Origin of the sequence: Sphingobium sp. LF-16, from assembly GCF_003711185.1 — a bacterium.
Lineage (GTDB): Bacteria > Pseudomonadota > Alphaproteobacteria > Sphingomonadales > Sphingomonadaceae > Sphingobium > Sphingobium yanoikuyae_A.
In genome coordinates this window covers 525,933-542,845 of sequence record NZ_CP029335.1, presented here as the reverse complement: position 1 = coordinate 542,845, position 16,913 = coordinate 525,933, and the positions used below count along the sequence as shown (strand labels likewise).

The window sequence follows — 16,913 nt, the reverse complement described above, 5'->3', positions numbered from 1 at the left end:
CCCCGTCGACGGGGCGATCCGACGCGGGTGGATCGGGTCACTTTAGTGGGCCAGCGCCTTGACGATCTCCTCGACCATCTTCTTGGCGTCGGCCAGCAGCATCATGGTGTTGTCCATGTAGAAGACCTCATTGTCGACGCCGGCATAGCCGGCCCCGCCCATGGAGCGCTTCACGAACAGCACCGACTTGGCGTTGGCGACGTCCAGGATCGGCATGCCATAGATGGGCGACGTCTTGTCGGTCTTGGCCGCCGGATTGGTCACGTCATTGGCGCCGATGACGAAGGCAACGTCGGCCTGGCCGAACTCGCTGTTGATGTCCTCCAGCTCGAACACCTCGTCATAGGGAACGTTCGCTTCGGCCAGCAGCACGTTCATGTGGCCGGGCATGCGCCCTGCGACCGGATGGATCGCATATTTGACGTTCACGCCTTCCTTCTTGAGCAGGTCGGCCATTTCGCGCAGCGCATGCTGCGCCTGGCTGACCGCCATGCCGTAACCCGGCACGATGATGACATTGTCCGCCTGGCTCATCAGGAAGGCCGCATCCTCGGCGCTGCCGCGCTTGTAGGGACGGTCGACCGCCGCCGCGCCGCCGCCCGACGGACCGGCTTCCGCGCCGAAGCCGCCGGCGATCACGCTGATGAAGCTGCGGTTCATCGCCTTGCACATGATGTAGGACAGGATCGCGCCGGAACTGCCCACCAGCGCGCCGGTGATGATCATCGCCGTATTGCCCAGGGTGAAGCCCATGGCTGCAGCGGCCCAGCCCGAATAGCTGTTCAGCATCGACACCACGACCGGCATGTCCGCGCCGCCGATCGGGATGATCAGCAGGAAGCCGATGACGAAGCTCAGCGCCGTCACGGTCCAGAAGATCCAGGGCGACTGGTCGGTCACGAAATAGGCGATCAGGCCCAGGATCGCCGCCAGCGTCGCCAGATTGATGACATGGCGGCCCGGCAGCATGATCGGCTTGCCCGACATGTTGCCGTTCAGTTTCAGGAAGGCAATGACCGAACCCGAGAAGGTGATCGCGCCGATCGCGACGCCCAGCCCCATCTCGATGCGGCTGGCATTGTGGATCTCGTTCGTCAGCGGATCGAGAATGCCGAACGCGCCGGGATTGAGATAGGCGGCCGCGCCGACCAGCACGGCGGCCAGGCCGACCAGCGAGTGGAAGGCCGCGACCAGCTGCGGCATCGCCGTCATCTCGATGCGACGGGCGATGATGAAGCCGATGCCGCCACCGATGGCGATGGCGCCCAGGATCTCGGGCAGGCTCAGCACATCATGGGTATAAAGGGTCGTGACCACGGCGATCGCCATGCCGACCATGCCCATGCGGTTGCCGCGACGGCTGGTCGACGGGCTCGACAGGCCGCGCAGCGCCAGGATGAAGAGGACGCCGGAAACCAGATAGGCCAGCGCAACGAAGGGCGAGACGGGCGCAAGCTCGTGCATCACTTGCGCTCCTTCTTCTTGTACATGGCCAGCATGCGCTCGGTCACGGCAAAGCCACCGAAGATGTTGACCGACGCAAAGACCACCGCGACCAGCCCCAGCAGCTTGGCCGCCAGGCTACCGGCCTCCGCCGACGCGACCAGCGCACCGACGATGATGACCGACGAAATGGCATTGGTAACCGCCATCAGCGGCGTGTGCAGCGCGGGCGTCACCGACCAGACCACATAATAGCCGACGAAGCACGCCAGCACGAAAATCGACAGGATGGCAATGAAGTCCATTCTAGTCCTCCCCACTTGTTTCGACTGCCCTGGCCAGGATCGCGGCTACGGCATTGTCCCTATCATTCATGATTGCGGCGGCCGGCAGACGCAGAACGGACAGTCCCCGTTCCGCAAACCAGCAGTCGCGTTGCTCATCCCTCATCGGCGCATCCCCTCTTGCATGCGCTTCGCCGTCGACCTCGATCACCAGCCGCGCCTCATGGCAGTAAAAATCTGCCACATAAGGACCGGACGGGTGCTGACGGCGAAATTTCAGACCTTGCGGCCTTTGCCTCAATATCTGCCAGAGCAGGACTTCCGGCTTCGACATCGCCTTGCGCAACTGCCGTGCCCTGTTCGCCTGCCCTTGCAGCACATCATCCTCCCCTGGAAGGGGAGGTGGCTGGCGAAGCCAGACGGAGGGGTGTCCCGTTCATGACAGGGCGATACCCCTCCACCAGCCTGCGGCTGGTCCCCATCAGCTTGCCAGCAGCCGTTCGTTGACGACCTTGCCCCCCTGGGTCAGGCGGATGGCGTTGCCGATTTCCTCGTCCAGCACCGGCGCATTCTTGTCCTTGTCCCAGAAGGCGGACAGGAAATTATAGAGATTGCGCGAGAACAGGGCCGAGGTGTCGGCGGCCAGGCGGCTGGGCACGTTGCGATGGCCCACGATCTTGACGCCGTGGCGCACGACCACTTCGCCGGCGACCGCGCCCTCGACATTGCCACCCTGCTCGACCGCGAGATCAACGATCACGCTGCCCGGCTTCATCGACGCGATCTGCGCGTCACTGATCAGGCGCGGCGCAGGCCGGCCGGGGATCAGCGCGGTGGTGATGACGATGTCCTGCTTGGCGATGTGCGACGATACCAGCTCGGCCTGGGCCGCCTTATATTCGTCGGACATTTCCGTGGCATAGCCACCGGTGCCCTCACCCTCGATGCCGGCCACCTTCTCCACGAAGATCGCCTTGGCGCCGAGCGATTCGATCTGCTCCTTGGTCGCGGCACGCACATCGGTGGCGCTCACCTGCGCGCCCAGGCGCCGCGCGGTGGCGATCGCCTGAAGGCCGGCCACGCCTACGCCCATGACGAAGCATTTGGCCGCCGACACGGTGCCTGCTGCCGTCATCATCATCGGGAAGGCGCGGTCATATTCGGCCGCCGCGTCCAGCACGGCCTTGTATCCCGACAGGTTCGACTGGGATGACAAGATATCCATCGATTGCGCGCGGGTGATGCGCGGCATGAACTCCATCGCCAGCGCCTCATAGCCACCGGCGGCATAGGCATCGACCCGCGCCCGATCGCCAAACGGGTTGAGGCCCGCGACGATCCAGGCTCCCGCCGCAGCGCCGCCAAGGCTGGCCGGATCGGGGCCTTGCACGCCCAGCAGGATATCGGCGCCCGCCAGCGTCGCGGCACGATCGCCAACGCTGGCACCGGCCGCAGCATAAGCGTCGTCAGCAATCGACGCCGTCGCGCCAGCGCCGGCCTCGACAGCCACGCTTGCGCCCAGCGCGATGAACTTCTTCACGGTCTCGGGCGTGCCGGCCACGCGCCGTTCGCCCGCAGCCTGTTCCTTCAATATCGCAATTTTCATTATATCAGCATCCCCCTCCTATAGCGTCGACATGGCTCAGCTGGAGATCAGCAGCACGACAATCGCGGCGACGATGAGGCAGGCAATGGTGCCCCACTTCACGAAGCCGACAAACCCTTCATAGGTCTGGGTTGCGCTCTGGATGTTCCCGTCAGAAGCCATATCCGTTCCCCTAGTTATTACATCGTTGTGCAACCTCTTATCCTGTCCCCCCACCCCCCTCAAGCCGTAGGGGCACAAGAAAATCTTTACAGGTTAAGGGCGCTTTTACCCCCGGCGCCTAGGATGACCTCCTGTTTGCACAAGAGGGGTCCAGATGGTTCGCGAAGGCGTTCCCTTGCTGATGTTGATCGACGACGAGCCCGCGCAGCGCCGGCTGGTGTCCGCGCTGGCCGCGCGCGCGGGATGGCGGACCATCTTCGCCAGCGATGCCGAAACCGCCCTGGCGACGCTGGGCACGCAGGACGGCATGCAGCTCGACGCGGTCCTGATCGATCAATGGAGCCCGGATTTCGATCCGGCCGACCTGATCGGCGCCATCCATGCGCAGCGCCCCGCCCTGCCGATCCTGGTGCTGACGGCGCATAACAGCGTCGCCGTCGCGGTGCAGGCGATGCGCGCCGGCGCCACCGACTATCTCTCCAAGCCGATCGCGCCCGAACGGCTGCTCGCCGCGCTCAACGCGACGCTGGAGGGCAATGTGCGCGGCGAACTGCGGCCGCTCACCGAGAAGATCAGCGCCCCGCTGGCGTTCGAGGATGTCGTCGGCGCGGCGCCCCAGTTCCGCACCGCCCTTGCCATCGCGGCCAAGGCCGCACGCGCCCGCGTGCCGGTGCTGATCGAGGGCGAAAGCGGCGTCGGCAAGGATGTCGTCGCCCGCGCCATCCACGCCGCCTCGCCGCGCCACAAGCAGGCGATGGTGACAGTCAATTGCGGCGCGATCCCCGCCAACCTCGTCGAATCAGAACTGTTCGGTCATGAACGCGGCGCCTTCACCGGTGCCTTTGACCGCCATGTCGGCAAATTCCTGTCGGCCGACATGGGCACCATCTTCCTCGACGAAGTCAGCGAAATGCCGCTCGACGCGCAGGTCAAGCTGCTGCGCGTGCTCCAGGATGGCGAGGTGCAGCCGATCGGCGCGCGCCGCCCCGTCCATGTCGATGTCCGCGTCATCGCCGCCACCAACAAGAAGCTCAGCGACGAGATCGAGGCGGGCCGGTTCCGCGAGGATCTCTATTATCGCCTCAACGTCGTCCAGTTGACCGTGCCCCCATTGCGGGAGCGTATGGGCGACATTCCCGCCCTCTGCCGCCACCTCCTCGCCCGCATCGCGACGCAGCCGGGCCTGCGGGGCCTGGGCCTCACCGACGATGCGCTGGCGCTGCTGATGCAGCATGACTGGCCGGGCAATGTCCGCCAGCTCCAGAACGCCCTGTTCCGCGCCGCCGTGCTGTGCGAGGGCGATGCGCTGACCCCGCATGACTTCCCGCAGGTCGCCGCCCATATCCTGTCCCGCCGCGCCAGCGGTCCGCGCCAACGCGTTGCCGCCACGCCGCCGCGCGAAGCCGCCGGCATCACCCTGTTCGAAGGCGACGGCCATGTCCGCCAGCTCGCGGAGATCGAGGCCGACGTCATCCGCCTGGCCATCGGCCATTATCGCGGTCGCATGACCGAAGTCGCCCGCCGGCTGGGGATCGGCCGTTCGACCCTCTATCGCAAGCTCGCGGAACTGGGCATCGACAACGCGGCCTGATCGCGGGACCGGGCGCCCTGCGGCTGGGGCATATTGTCGCGGGGGTTCCGCTACGGCGTTGAATTATCCCCGCGCCTATGCTTTTGAACGGGGCATGAAAGCGCCCCTCCTCGCCGCCTGCTCCCCCCTCCTGCTGCTGGTCGCCTGTGGCCGTGCCGAACCGGTCGCGGACATGCCGAGCCAGGAGGAACTGGCCGCCGCCGCCAATGCGGCCGCTGCCAATGCGCTGGCCAACGCGCAGAAGGATGATGCCGGCGACAGCCGCAACTATGTGAATATCGACCATGGCTATTCCGTCACCATGCCCGAAGGCTGGATGAAGGATGGCGAAGCCAGCAATGCCGATGGCGTCGTCTATCAGGATCCCGGCGCGGGCGCCGACGTCCGCGTCTTCTGGCAGAAGAATGACAATGACCAGACGCTGCAGCAGATCGTCGAGGCACTGTCCGACGGCGCTGAGGGCGTGGATGGCGATTTCATCGGCGAGAATGAATATCGCGGCACCGCCAATGACGGCGAAGGCAATAATGTCGCGCTGCGCCTGCTGAAACAGCCTGACGGCGCGATCGTCACCGCCACCTTCGTCTATCCCGAGATGCTGAGCGAACAATATCAGCCGATCGCGCAAGCCCTGCTCGACAGCCTGCGTATCTTCGCGCCCAAGGCCCAGACGCCGGAGGGCGCCAGCGCCACGGCCACGCCCGCACCGGCCTCCAACGCCAGCAACTGACCGGCGGCTTTCGGCGCGGTCGTTCGTTTCCGTCCGCGTCGATCATTCCGAACCGCTGCCAGGAAGCCCAGCCCCTTGCCCCTGATCCGCCCCTTCGCCCCCGCCGACCAGCCGGGCATTCTCGACCTGATCCTTGGCATTCAGCGCGACGAATATGGCATCGCCATCACCGCAGCGGACCAGCCGGACCTCACCGACATAGCCGGCTTCTACCTGCCCGGCGCCGGCGGCTTCTGGGTCGCGGAGGAGGACGGCCTGATCATCGGCACGATCGCGCTCAAGGATATCGGCCAGGGTCAGGGCGCGCTGCGTAAGATGTTCGTGGCGTCCAGCCATCGCGGCCGCGCCGCCGGCGTCGCCCAGGCGCTGCTCGACCATCTGCTCAACGCGGCGGCCGACCGCGGCCTCGCCCAAATCTATCTCGGCACCACTGCCCGTTTCCTGGCGGCGCACCGCTTCTACGAGAAGAATGGCTTCGCGCTGGTCGAAGCCGACGACCTGCCGCCCGCCTTCCCCAGGATGGCGGTCGACACGCGCTTCTACGAAAAATCGATCGAACCGCCGAAAGCCGGATAGATTACGGATTATCGGTGCTGTTGGCCTTGGCGCCCGGCACCGCTTCCTTGCTGGTCATCGCCACTGCCGGCGGTCCTTTCTGGATCGCGGCATTGAGCTGCGCGACTTCGGGGCAGCTGCCCTTGCACAGGTTCTGCGCCTGGGCCAGATTTTCCTTGGCCTTGGCGATCGCGCCCTTCTCGACCATCGCCTCGCCCTGGCCGGCGATCGCGGTCACGTCGGTCGGGTCGAGCAGCAACGCTTCCTTGTAGAGGCGGATGGCCTTGCCCTGCAGTCCCTGCGCGCGGGCCACTTCGGCCAGTTCGATATAGGCCGCGCGATTGCGCGGATCGACCGCCAGCGCGCTTTCCAGCGCGTCGGTGGCACCGGTCAGATTGCCCGCCTTGCGCGCCGCCTCGCCCGCCTTCTGCCATTCGATCGACCGCGGTTCGATCTGGGTATCAGGGCGCTGGGTCAGGCCCACGCTGGAAACGGTGGTCAGAAGGACGGCAAGGGCAATCGAGGCCGGGGTGAAACGCATCAAAATCTCCAGCCATGTTTCAGGCATTGACTCAGGCCCGCAGACCGAAGGGCAAGTGTCGCTATTTTGCGCGCGCTTGTCCATGGCCTGTTTCAGGCGGCCCTCCGCAGCCTGGCGAAGTAGAAGCCATCGGTGCCGTCATGGCCGGGCGTCAGCAGCAGCCCATGGCCATGGGCGCGGCCCATATCCGCTTCGATCGGCTCGGCACTCCAGCCGGCCTGACGCGCCAGAAACGCATCCACCTGATCCCGCCCCTCTCTGTCGGTCAATGCACAGGTAGCATAGACCAGCAAACCGCCGGGCGCCAGCAAGGGCGCGGCGAAATCCAGGATCCGGGCCTGTTCCGACACCAGCCGGTCGAGCCGCGCCTGGGTCAGGCGCCAGCGCGCCTCGGGATTGCGGCGCCAGGTGCCCGTGCCCGAGCAGGGCGCGTCGACCAGCACGATGTCCGCCTGCCCCGCCAGCGGCGCCAGCGCGCGTGCCTCATGCCCCTGGTCCAGCAGCAGCCTCTCGATACAGGTCACGCCAGCCCGTTCGGCACGCGGCGCCAGCCGATCGATCCGGTTGCGGATCGTGTCGGCGGCGATCAGCCGGCCCTTGCCGCTCATCGCCGCAGCCAGCGCCAGCGTCTTGCCACCCGCACCCGCGCACAGGTCGATCACCGTCTGGCCGGCCTGCGCCCCGCAAGCGGCCGAAATCAGCTGGCTGCCGGCATCCTGCACCTCGACCGCGCCGCGCTTCCACGCCTCGCTCTGCTCGACCGGATAGCCTTCGGGCAGGCGCAGCGCGTCCGGGATGCCGGCGATCGGCGTCGCGTCCGGCAATTCGGGCGCCACTTGCGCGGGCGTCGCCTTCAGTCGATTGACGCGCAGGTCCACCGGCGCGCGGCCCAGCAACGCATCCTGCTCCACCGGCGCGGCCAGCAAGGGCTGCAACCAGCCCGGCACCGCGCCAGCCGCCGCGCCTGCTTCGCCCGGCTCGATCGGCAGCGGCGCATGGGCCGATCCGTCGAACAGCGCGGCCAGCTCCGGCTGCGCATCGACCAGGCCGATCATCGCCGCGCGGCCGGTTTCGGGCCGATCGGCGACGCGGCGGATCGCGTCATAGACATGGTCGCGCACCGCGCGGCGATCGCGCGACCCGGCATAGCGCCGTTCCTTGAAATAGCGCGCGATCAGCGTGTCCGCCGCCGGCCCGCCATCGCGGGCGGCAGCAATGATCGCGTCCAGCAGGTCGATCGCGGCCTGCACTCGGGCCGCAGGCGTCATGCCGCCTGCTCCTTAGCGCGTCGGATAGTTGGGGGCCTCACGCGTGATCGTCACATCGTGAACATGGCTTTCCGACAGGCCGGCATTGGTGATCTGGACGAAGCGGGCACGCTCCTGCAGATCCTTGATGGTGCGGCTGCCGGTATAGCCCATCGCGGCCTTCACGCCGCCGACCAGCTGGTGAATGACATCCTTGGCCGGGCCCTTGAACGGCACCTGGCCTTCGATACCCTCGGGCACCAGCTTCATCTGGTCCTTGATGTCGGCCTGGAAATAGCGGTCGGCGCTGCCGCGCGCCATTGCGCCGACGCTGCCCATGCCGCGATAGCTCTTATAGGCGCGGCCCTGATACAGGAAGGTTTCGCCCGGCGCTTCGGCCGTGCCCGCCAGCAGAGAGCCCACCATGACGCAGCCAGCGCCCGCCGCCAGCGCCTTGGCGACGTCGCCCGACGTGCGCAGGCCACCATCGGCGATCACCGGCACGCCATGCTTGTGCGCTTCATTGGCCGAATCCATGACGGCGGTCAGCTGCGGTACGCCCACGCCGGCGACGACGCGGGTGGTGCAGATGGAGCCGGGGCCGATGCCGACCTTCACGCAGTCCGCGCCGGCGTCGATCAGCGCCTTGGTCGCTTCGGCGGTGGCGACATTGCCGGCCACGACCTGGACATGGTTGGACAGTTTCTTGACCGCTTCCACCGCGACCGCGACCTGCTTGCTGTGGCCATGGGCGGTGTCGATGACGATCAGATCGCATTCCGCGTCGATCAGCGCCTTGCTGCGCTCCAGCCCCTTGTCGCCCACGGTCGATGCCGCGGCGACGCGCAGTCGGCCCGACGCATCCTTGGTCGCCTGCGGATAGGTGACGGCCTTCTCGATATCCTTGACGGTGATCAGGCCCACGCAGTGATAATTATCGTCCACCACCAGCAGCTTCTCGATCCGGCGGGCATGCAGCAGGCGCATCGCCTCATCCTGGCCGACGCCGGCCTTGACCGTCGCCAGATTGTCCTTGGTCATCAGCTCGCTGACCGGCTGACCGGGATTTTCGGCAAAGCGGGTATCGCGATGGGTCAGGATGCCGACCAGCTTGCCGTTCGCCTCGACGACCGGAATGCCGCTGATCCTGTGGCGCTGCATCAGCATCTGCGCGTCGGCCAGCGTGGCGGTCGGCAGGATGGTGATGGGATTGACGACCATGCCGCTCTCGAAGCGCTTGACCGCGCGGACCGCATCGGCCTGCTCCTCGACCGTCAGGTTACGGTGCAGCACGCCGATACCGCCCAGCTGCGCCATGACGATCGCCATGTCGGCCTCGGTCACCGTGTCCATCGCCGACGACAGGATCGGGATGTTCAGCTTGATCGCCTTGGTCACATGGGTGGACGTGTCCGCCTGGCTGGGCAGCACATCGGATTCGGCGGGCTGCAACAGCACGTCGTCAAAGGTGAGGCCAAGGCGGATGTCCATGTGAAAGCCACTTTCTGCTGCGCGGGTCGGGCGGAGGGGAACCGGACCGCTGGGGATTCGTGGCGGCCCATGTAACCATTAACCCGCAAAACGGCCAGACCCCTTGGGGATTTTCTTGCCGCCTTTCTTGCGATCCCGATCTTGGCGTTCGGCTGGTCGCTATGCCCCCTGGCTGCCCCGCCCTCGATAGAGCAGATTGGAAAAGCGCGCCTGCCCGGCTCCCGATACGAACAGCGCCGGGCGCAGGCTCAGGAAGCCATCCGCCAGATTATGATGATAGCTCGACACTTCATAGGAAATGATCTTGCGCCACACCTTGCCTGCACCGCGAATATGGAAGCTCGCGACATTGTCGTCATTCACGACCCGCAGCGAAAAACGGCCGCCTTCCGCCGGTCCGGGCGGCGGATAGCCCTGCTCGCGCCCGACCTTGTAATTGTGCAGCGCGCCCACTTCCGACCCCAGGCCGACAAAATATTGGGGATTGTAGAAGAGCAGCAGACCCGCCTGAGCGCCGCCCTCCAGTTCGACATCGACGCTCACCTCATAGGAACGATCCCCGGCGATGAAGGCCAATGGCGATGACTCCGCCGGCCCCTTGCCCTGCGCCTTCAGCACCAGCGCACCATCCCTGAAAGCGGCACGATCGAGATAATCCTTCTGCGGCGCAAAGAAGGCCAGCCGGCTCCCCATGTCGCTGGGCTTGAACGGGCCGGACAGCGCAAGCCCCGATCCGCCCGCGCGCCTGGCCGCCGGCATGGGCAGCGCCGCCGACAGATCGCCACCGGTCATGCCCGGCCAGCCATCCGCGTCCCAGACGAACGGCTCCAGCAGCATCTGCCGTCCCAGCGTGCGATAGCCATTTTCATAGCCATGATAGGCGAGCCACCAATCGCCCGCCGGCCCTTCCACCGCCGTGCCATGGCCACGCGACCACCAGGGTTCGCCCGCCCGCGCCGTCCGCACAATCGGGTTATGTGGACAATTTTCCCACGGTCCGTTGATCGATCGGGACCGGGCGACGATCACCATATGGCTGGTCGGCGGCCCGGCCGTCCCGCCCTGCCCGGAAAACAGGTAGAACCAGCCATCCCGGCGCAGCACCTTGGGGCCTTCAAGTGCCGGCGCCTCGATGATCCAGTCCTCCGGGATCGGCCACCCCTCATAGACCTGCTCGATCGGCCCGTCCCGGCGCAGCCCGTCATCGCTGATCCGCACCCGCGCGCCGCCATTCAGGAACAGATAGCGTTTACCGTCCTCGCCCACCGCATGGCCGGGGTCGATATAGCCCTTGATGTCCAGGTCGACGGGGGCGCTCCATGGCCCTTCCATCCGGTCGGCATGGACGACGAAAATCTTGCAGGGAATGGCCGGCCCCGCCGAAAAGCTGGGATCGGTCGGATTGAACACCGGAATATAGATGAAATAGCGACCTTCATGCTTGGCGATGTCCAGCGCCCAGACCGAACCCAGCGGCGCGGTCAGCGCCGGCCCCACCGGCCGCCAGTTCACCAGATCGCGCGAATGCCAGATCACGACCGCCGGGAAATAGTCGAAGGACGAAAAGGTCGCCCAATAGTCGTCGCCATCCTTCAATATGTTGGGATCAGGCCGATCCCCCGACAGCACCGGGTTCAGAAAGCGGCCATTGCCAAGGTCCGCCAGCCGCTCGCGCTCGGCGCCATAGCGCCAGGCCGGCGCAGAGGCACAGCTATCCGACGCCCTCGCCTCGCCCAGCCCCGGCATCGCCAGCCCCGCCGTCGAAGCCAGTCCCAGAAACATCGCGTCACGGCGGGAATGGGCCAAGATATTTCCCCAAAATTGATGGTGTCCGGCCCCGCTTCTGGTCCGCTCGTGCATGCAACGCAATGGTCCGAAACGCAAAAGTACCGGAAACGAAAAAGGGGCGCGACCATCATGGCCGCGCCCCTTTTTCATTCCACTGCCTGCTCGGCGCTTACGCGCCAGCGGGGGTCGGATCGCCGAACGGCCCCTTGCGCTTGCGCGTCTTGGGGATGGACGACCCCGCCGCCGGGATCACCGACGGCTTGATCGTGGTGCCGTCGTCGCGGGTGATCTCGCCCTTTTCCAGCAGCGCCTTGATCTCCTCGCCGGAGAGCGTCTCATATTCCAGCATGGCATTGGCCAGCAGGTGCAGCTGGTCCTCATGGCCCTTGAGCAGTTCCTGCGCACGGGCATAGCCCTGCTCCACCAGGCCACGGATTTCCTTGTCGATCAGCTTCGCCGTCTCGTCCGACATATGGACGCGCTGGCTCTGCGAATAGCCCAGGAAGGTCTCGCCCTGCTGCTCTTCATATTGCAGCGGCCCCAGCTTGTCGGACATGCCCCACTGGGTCACCATGTCGCGCGCCAGCTTGGTGGCATATTGGATATCGCCCGACGCACCCGACGACACCTTGTCGTAACCGAAGATGATTTCCTCGGCGACGCGGCCACCCATGGCGACGGCCATGTTCGCGTGCATCTTGTCACGATGATAGCTGTAGCTGTCCCGCTCCGGCAGGCGCATCACCATGCCCAGCGCGCGGCCGCGCGGGATGATCGTCGCCTTGTGGATCGGGTCGGACGCCGGCTCATGGACTGCGACGATGGCATGGCCCGCCTCATGATAGGCGGTCATCTTCTTCTCGTCGTCGGTCATGACCATGGAGCGGCGCTCGCTGCCCATCATGACCTTGTCCTTGGCCGCTTCGAACTCGTCCATGGCGACCAGACGCTTGCCGCGACGGGCCGCCATCAGGGCGGCTTCGTTGACCAGATTGGCCAGGTCCGCGCCGGAGAAGCCCGGCGTGCCGCGCGCGATGGTGCGCGGGTTGACGTCGGGCGCCAGCGGCACCTTCTTCATGTGGACAGCCAAAATCTTCTCGCGCCCCTCGATGTCGGGACGGGGCACCACGACCTGACGGTCGAAACGGCCCGGACGCAGCAGCGCGGGGTCCAGCACGTCGGGGCGGTTGGTCGCCGCGACGATGATGATGCCCTCATTGGCCTCGAAACCGTCCATCTCGACCAGAAGCTGGTTCAGCGTCTGCTCGCGCTCGTCATTGCCATTGCCCAGGCCCGCGCCGCGATGGCGACCGACCGCATCGATTTCGTCGATGAAGACGATGCACGGCGCATTCTTCTTGGCCTGCTCGAACATGTCGCGCACGCGGCTCGCGCCGACGCCGACGAACATCTCGACAAAGTCCGAACCCGAAATGGTAAAGAAGGGCACGCCCGCTTCACCCGCAATCGCGCGGGCCAGCAGCGTCTTGCCGGTGCCCGGCGAACCGACCAGCAGCGCGCCCTTGGGGATCTTGCCGCCAAGACGTGCGAACTTGCTCGGGTCCTTCAGGAACTCGACGATTTCCTGCAGTTCCTCACGGGCTTCGTCGATGCCGGCAACGTCATCGAACGTCACCTTGCCATGCTTTTCGGTCAGCAGCTTGGCCTTGGACTTGCCAAAGCCCATCGCGCCACCGGCGCCGCCGCCCTTCTGCATCTGGCGCAGCACGAAGAAGGCGATGCCCAGGATCAGCAGGAACGGCAGCGACTGGTACAGCATGATCTGCCAGAAGCTGGGCTGCTGTTCGGCCTGGCCCGAATATTTGACATTATAATCGTCCAGCAGGTCGGTCAGCTTGGGGTCATTGACCGGGACCGTGCTGAAACCCTGGCCACTCGACAGGGTGCCGGTGATCCGGTCGGGCGCGATCGCCACATCCTTGACCTGGCCTTCCTGCACCTTGGCACGGAATTCCGAATAGGCGATGGCGCTGCCGGCCTGGGTGGTCGGGCGCTCGAACAGCGAAACGAACAGGAGCAGGGCGATGATGACCCCTGCCCAAATCATCGCACTCTTGATCCAGGGATTACCCTGTGGGTCTTTTTCGTCGTTCATCATCACTCTCTTTCACCCCGCAAGATAGGGTGTGGCCGGCAAAGCGCAAGCTGGACGCGCTGTCCGCTGCCGATTTCCAGCCCTGTCGATATCCGGGCGATCAGTTGCCGGTCAGCTGGAACAGCGCGACATAGGCCAGCACCAGCGCCAGGCCGGCGGACAGGCCGCACAGCAGATAGCCCATATAGAGAAGCAGCGGCGGATGCGCCTTGTTCAGCTTCCGGTTCCGCTTCACGGCCGAGAGGATCACGCTGACCAGCAAGCCATAGGTCAGCGCCGCAAATTCCATCATTCCGAACAAATCCCGCTATTGGTCACGCCACGTGGTTAACGGCCCATGGGTTAAGAACCGGTCAGCATGCCGCCCAAAAGCGACCAGCCGTTGATGTCCCGCGTTGGACGGTGGAACTTTTCCGAAAATCTCAGCGTCGCGGGGGTGCCGGTGACAGGGTCCATACCGCGCCACCGCGCAGCAGCCAGTCGCCCAGACTCGCCTGGCGCCCCGCCCGCGCAGCGGCAATCGCCCGGTCCAGCGCCTCGCCGCGCGGCAGCACGATCTCCGGGTCGGCGGAACAGAGCATCTCGATCAGCAGCCGCCGCAACAGTTCGCGCGGCAGGTCGGTGCGGTCCAGCACCCAGGCGTCGGTCGATGGATGGATATGCGTGGCCGCCAGCCCCGCCACCGTCCATATCAGCGCAGCCTCCGCCTCCGCCAGCGCCGCCGCGCTGCGCGCCGCCGCCTCGGCATCGATCCAGTCGACGCCATCCAGCCACTTGCGCAGCGCCGCCCGGTCGAAGCGCGGATCGGCATTGGACGGGTCCAGCACATAGGGCAGCCCCGCCTGGTCGGCATGGGCCTGCAATTGCGCCTTGCGCACCGTCAGCAACGGCCGCAGCACCCGGCCGGCCCGCGCCCGCACCCCGGCCAGGCCGCCGACCCCCGATCCCCGGTTGAGCCGCATCAGCAGGGTTTCCAGCTGGTCGTCGGCATGATGGGCGGTCAATATCCAGTCCAGCCCGGCGCCGGCCCGCCATGCCTCCAGCTGGGCATAACGCTGCCGCCGCGCCCAATCCTGGATATTGCCGGACACCGCAGTCTCCGGCGCGAGCGTCGCATGGGGGACGCGCCGCTCCGCGCACCAGCGCGCAACCATCGCCGCCTCGGCCGCAGATTCAGCCCGCAATCCATGATCCAGCGTCGCCGCCGCCACCCGGCCGGGCCAGGCCTGCACCGCCAGGTCCAGCAGCGCCATGCTGTCCGGCCCGCCCGACACCGCAATGCCGAACCGGGCCGTCTCCTCTCCGTCCACCAGCGCGCGCACGGCCAGCCGCAGCGCATCGGGGCGATGGGAAGGTGCCAGCTCCGGCACGTCTATCGGCTCAAACGCTGCACTTGGCCTTGGTCCGGCCCTTGTCCATCATGCCGCGCAGGCCGCTCGACAGGGTCGAACCATAGACCTGTTCCAGCTCCGCATAGACCTTGCAGGCATCCGCAGGCTTCTTGAGCTGGATCAGCGCCTCGCCCAGATAGGCCAGGCTGTCGGGCGCGCGCTCGCCACGCGGGCGCTTCTGGTAATTTTCGTAGAAGGCGACCGACGCCAGCGCCGGCTTGCCATCGTCCAGATAGGCGCGGCCCAGCAGGTTGGCGGCGCGGCTGCCGACCGACCCGTCGCCATATTTGTCGACCGTCGCCTTGAGCTGTGCCTGCGCCTCGGGATAGAATTTCGCGTCCCATAGGCGGAAGCCATAGCTATAGGCATCGCCCGCCGCATCGCCGGTATCCGGCTTCTCGATCGCCGCCACCGCCGTCTTGCGCGCATCGCTGGCCACCGGCGCGGCGGCCGACTTTGCGGGCGGGGTCGTCGGCTTGGCAGCAGCCGGCTTGGGCGCGGGCGCATCGGTCGCGACCGTCGGACGCATCACCGGCGGGCCGGCCTCGACCGGCGTTGCGGCCCGCGCTTCGGCTTCCGCCTTGTAGCGGTTGAACGCCTCTTCCAACTGCTTGAGCTTGTAGCTGTTTTCCTCGACCTGGCCGGTGATCGAGGCGAGCTGCGATTCCAGCGCCCCCACCCGCGCGGTCAGGTCGGCCACCGGGCTCGACGTCGGGCTGCCCGGCGCGATGGTCGGCGTCTGGGGACGGGTGATTTCCGCCTCTACCGGCGTGCCGGCCGGGAACACCTTGCGCTGCACCGCCCGCATTTCCTTTTCCAGCCGGTCGACACGCAGTTCGACCGTGGGATTCTGCTGGGCAGCGGCCGGCACGGCCGACAGCAGCGGGGCCGCCAGCGCGATGGCGGTGGTGGCGAAAAAGGCGTAACGCATGATGATCCCCGACTAAATCTTTCCGCCTTTAACCATAGGCGGACGCGCCACGCAATAAAGCGCGGCCCGCTCGTGCCTGTCCGGCTATGGGACGGGTCAGTTGCCCGCGCTGGGCTGCGGCGCGGCGGTCGGCGGCGGGGACGAAGCCGGCGTCGGCACGCTCCCCTGCCCGCCCGCGGGCGTCGTCGGCGTGCGCGGCGGCTGGCCAGCCGGCGCCGGAGCGCCCGCCGGAGCCCCTGCCGGTGCGGCGGCCCGTGCCAGCAGCGCCTCGGCACTGACCGGAACGTCGGCAATGGTGCGGTCGGCCGCGCCCAGCGGCGGGATCGCCTTGCCACCCACGGTCACGTCCAGCGCCTGCGGGCGACCGGTCAGGATCGTCGGATTGCGCGCGCCGGCCGGCAGGGTGAAGCTCTCGCCCTTCTTCAGCAGCCCGTCCTTCAGCCGCTCGCCCGCCTCGTCGACAATGCGCATCCACACATCGTCATTGGCGGTGAACACCACCGGCCCGGTCACGGGCGCCGCAATCGGCGCCTGCACGCCGGCCTTGGGCGCGGCAGCGGGCTTTTCTGCCTGCTGCTCGGCGATTTCCTCGCCGGTCGGCGGGGTCAGCAACTGGGTGCGCCAGATGGTGAAGCCGGCAATCACGATGATGCCGATCACCGCCGCGGTCCAGGCCAGGGTTCGCGACGGCACCCGCGCCGGATCGGCCGGCTCGAACGCTTCGTAGCGGGTCGCCCCCATGTCGGAATTATGCACGGCATTGCGCACGTCGGCGGCGATCGCCACCTCGTCCAGATCGATCGCGCGGGCATAGGCGCGGGCGAAACCCACCGCATAGGGAATGCCCGGCAAGGCGCCATAATCGTCCCGCTCGATCGCCTCCAGCTGGCGCTGGGCGATGCGGGTCCGGGTGGCGATATCCTGCACCGACAGCCCCTGCGCCTCGCGCGCGGCGCGCAACTTGGCGCCGGGGGTGCTGGGCTGCGCTGCCGTCGCGTCGTCCGCGACGGGTTCGAATTCGGGTTCGTCTGCCATGC

The 16,913-nt window shown here is 66.7% G+C and carries 17 protein-coding genes; 3 read left to right on the top strand and 14 right to left on the bottom strand.

The genetic code is table 11. The features are described 5' to 3' along the window. Positions 1–42: 42 nt before the first annotated feature. From DIZ22_RS02655 to DIZ22_RS02635, 5 genes are all read right to left on the bottom strand, one after another. Entirely contained in the window at positions 43–1,464 is a 1,422-nt protein-coding gene (locus DIZ22_RS02655; protein WP_037517256.1) for an NAD(P)(+) transhydrogenase (Re/Si-specific) subunit beta, read from the bottom strand. Beyond that, the gene (locus DIZ22_RS02650) at positions 1,464–1,748 is read right to left on the bottom strand and encodes an NAD(P) transhydrogenase subunit alpha (RefSeq protein WP_004208003.1); all 285 of its coding nucleotides are present in this window, start codon (positions 1,746–1,748) and stop codon (positions 1,464–1,466) included. The genes DIZ22_RS02655 and DIZ22_RS02650 overlap by 1 nt, the downstream gene beginning before the upstream one ends. A 1-nt stretch (position 1,749) precedes the next feature. Beyond that, a complete protein-coding gene (locus DIZ22_RS02645; protein WP_037510285.1) occupies positions 1,750–2,106 on the bottom strand; it encodes an endonuclease domain-containing protein in 357 nt (118 codons plus the stop codon). Positions 2,107–2,208: 102 nt separating this feature from the next. Continuing rightward, positions 2,209–3,333, bottom strand: a complete 1,125-nt coding sequence (locus DIZ22_RS02640; protein WP_048938776.1) for an NAD(P) transhydrogenase subunit alpha — start codon at positions 3,331–3,333, stop codon at positions 2,209–2,211. A 36-nt stretch (positions 3,334–3,369) separates the two neighbouring features. Beyond that, complete coding sequence (locus DIZ22_RS02635) at positions 3,370–3,495, bottom strand: aa3-type cytochrome c oxidase subunit IV (RefSeq protein ID WP_010336245.1); 126 nt, start codon at positions 3,493–3,495, stop codon at positions 3,370–3,372. A 154-nt stretch (positions 3,496–3,649) separates the two neighbouring features. Between DIZ22_RS02635 and DIZ22_RS02630 the strand changes: the two genes are divergently transcribed. The 3 genes from DIZ22_RS02630 to DIZ22_RS02620 all read left to right on the top strand — a co-directional run bounded on the left by DIZ22_RS02630 (position 3,650) and on the right by DIZ22_RS02620 (position 6,392). Beyond that, complete coding sequence (locus tag DIZ22_RS02630; protein WP_048938775.1) at positions 3,650–5,086, top strand: sigma-54 dependent transcriptional regulator; 1,437 nt, start codon at positions 3,650–3,652, stop codon at positions 5,084–5,086. 94 nt (positions 5,087–5,180) lie between these two features. Beyond that, positions 5,181–5,816, top strand: coding sequence for a hypothetical protein (locus tag DIZ22_RS02625; protein WP_048938804.1), 636 nt, complete (start codon positions 5,181–5,183; stop codon positions 5,814–5,816). Positions 5,817–5,891: 75 nt separating this feature from the next. Then, positions 5,892–6,392, top strand: coding sequence for a GNAT family N-acetyltransferase (locus DIZ22_RS02620; RefSeq protein ID WP_048938774.1), 501 nt, complete (start codon positions 5,892–5,894; stop codon positions 6,390–6,392). A gap of 1 nt (position 6,393) precedes the next feature. On the opposite strand, the gene DIZ22_RS02615 is transcribed toward DIZ22_RS02620, so the two are convergent. From DIZ22_RS02615 to DIZ22_RS02575, 9 genes are all read right to left on the bottom strand, one after another. Continuing rightward, positions 6,394–6,912, bottom strand: coding sequence for a tetratricopeptide repeat protein (locus tag DIZ22_RS02615; protein ID WP_037517267.1), 519 nt, complete (start codon positions 6,910–6,912; stop codon positions 6,394–6,396). A 92-nt stretch (positions 6,913–7,004) separates the two neighbouring features. After that, the gene (locus DIZ22_RS02610) at positions 7,005–8,180 is read right to left on the bottom strand and encodes an RsmB/NOP family class I SAM-dependent RNA methyltransferase (RefSeq protein ID WP_122927884.1); all 1,176 of its coding nucleotides are present in this window, start codon (positions 8,178–8,180) and stop codon (positions 7,005–7,007) included. Positions 8,181–8,192: 12 nt separating this feature from the next. Then, positions 8,193–9,650, bottom strand: a complete 1,458-nt coding sequence (guaB, locus tag DIZ22_RS02605; RefSeq protein WP_010336239.1) for an IMP dehydrogenase — start codon at positions 9,648–9,650, stop codon at positions 8,193–8,195. Positions 9,651–9,809: 159 nt separating this feature from the next. After that, positions 9,810–11,456, bottom strand: a complete 1,647-nt coding sequence (locus DIZ22_RS02600) for a family 43 glycosylhydrolase (RefSeq protein ID WP_048938772.1) — start codon at positions 11,454–11,456, stop codon at positions 9,810–9,812. 151 nt (positions 11,457–11,607) lie between these two features. Further along, positions 11,608–13,554, bottom strand: a complete 1,947-nt coding sequence (gene ftsH / locus DIZ22_RS02595) for an ATP-dependent zinc metalloprotease FtsH (RefSeq protein WP_004208015.1) — start codon at positions 13,552–13,554, stop codon at positions 11,608–11,610. A 100-nt stretch (positions 13,555–13,654) separates the two neighbouring features. Continuing rightward, a complete protein-coding gene (locus DIZ22_RS02590; RefSeq protein ID WP_017502470.1) occupies positions 13,655–13,846 on the bottom strand; it encodes a hypothetical protein in 192 nt (63 codons plus the stop codon). A 130-nt stretch (positions 13,847–13,976) separates the two neighbouring features. After that, positions 13,977–14,924, bottom strand: coding sequence for a tRNA lysidine(34) synthetase TilS (gene tilS, locus DIZ22_RS02585; protein ID WP_048938771.1), 948 nt, complete (start codon positions 14,922–14,924; stop codon positions 13,977–13,979). Between the two features lie 10 nt (positions 14,925–14,934). Then, positions 14,935–15,876, bottom strand: coding sequence for a hypothetical protein (locus tag DIZ22_RS02580; RefSeq protein ID WP_010336235.1), 942 nt, complete (start codon positions 15,874–15,876; stop codon positions 14,935–14,937). Between the two features lie 96 nt (positions 15,877–15,972). Then, positions 15,973–16,911 (bottom strand): helix-turn-helix domain-containing protein, encoded by a 939-nt coding sequence (locus tag DIZ22_RS02575; protein WP_107917643.1) that lies wholly within the window; start codon positions 16,909–16,911, stop codon positions 15,973–15,975. Positions 16,912–16,913: the final 2 nt, after the last annotated feature.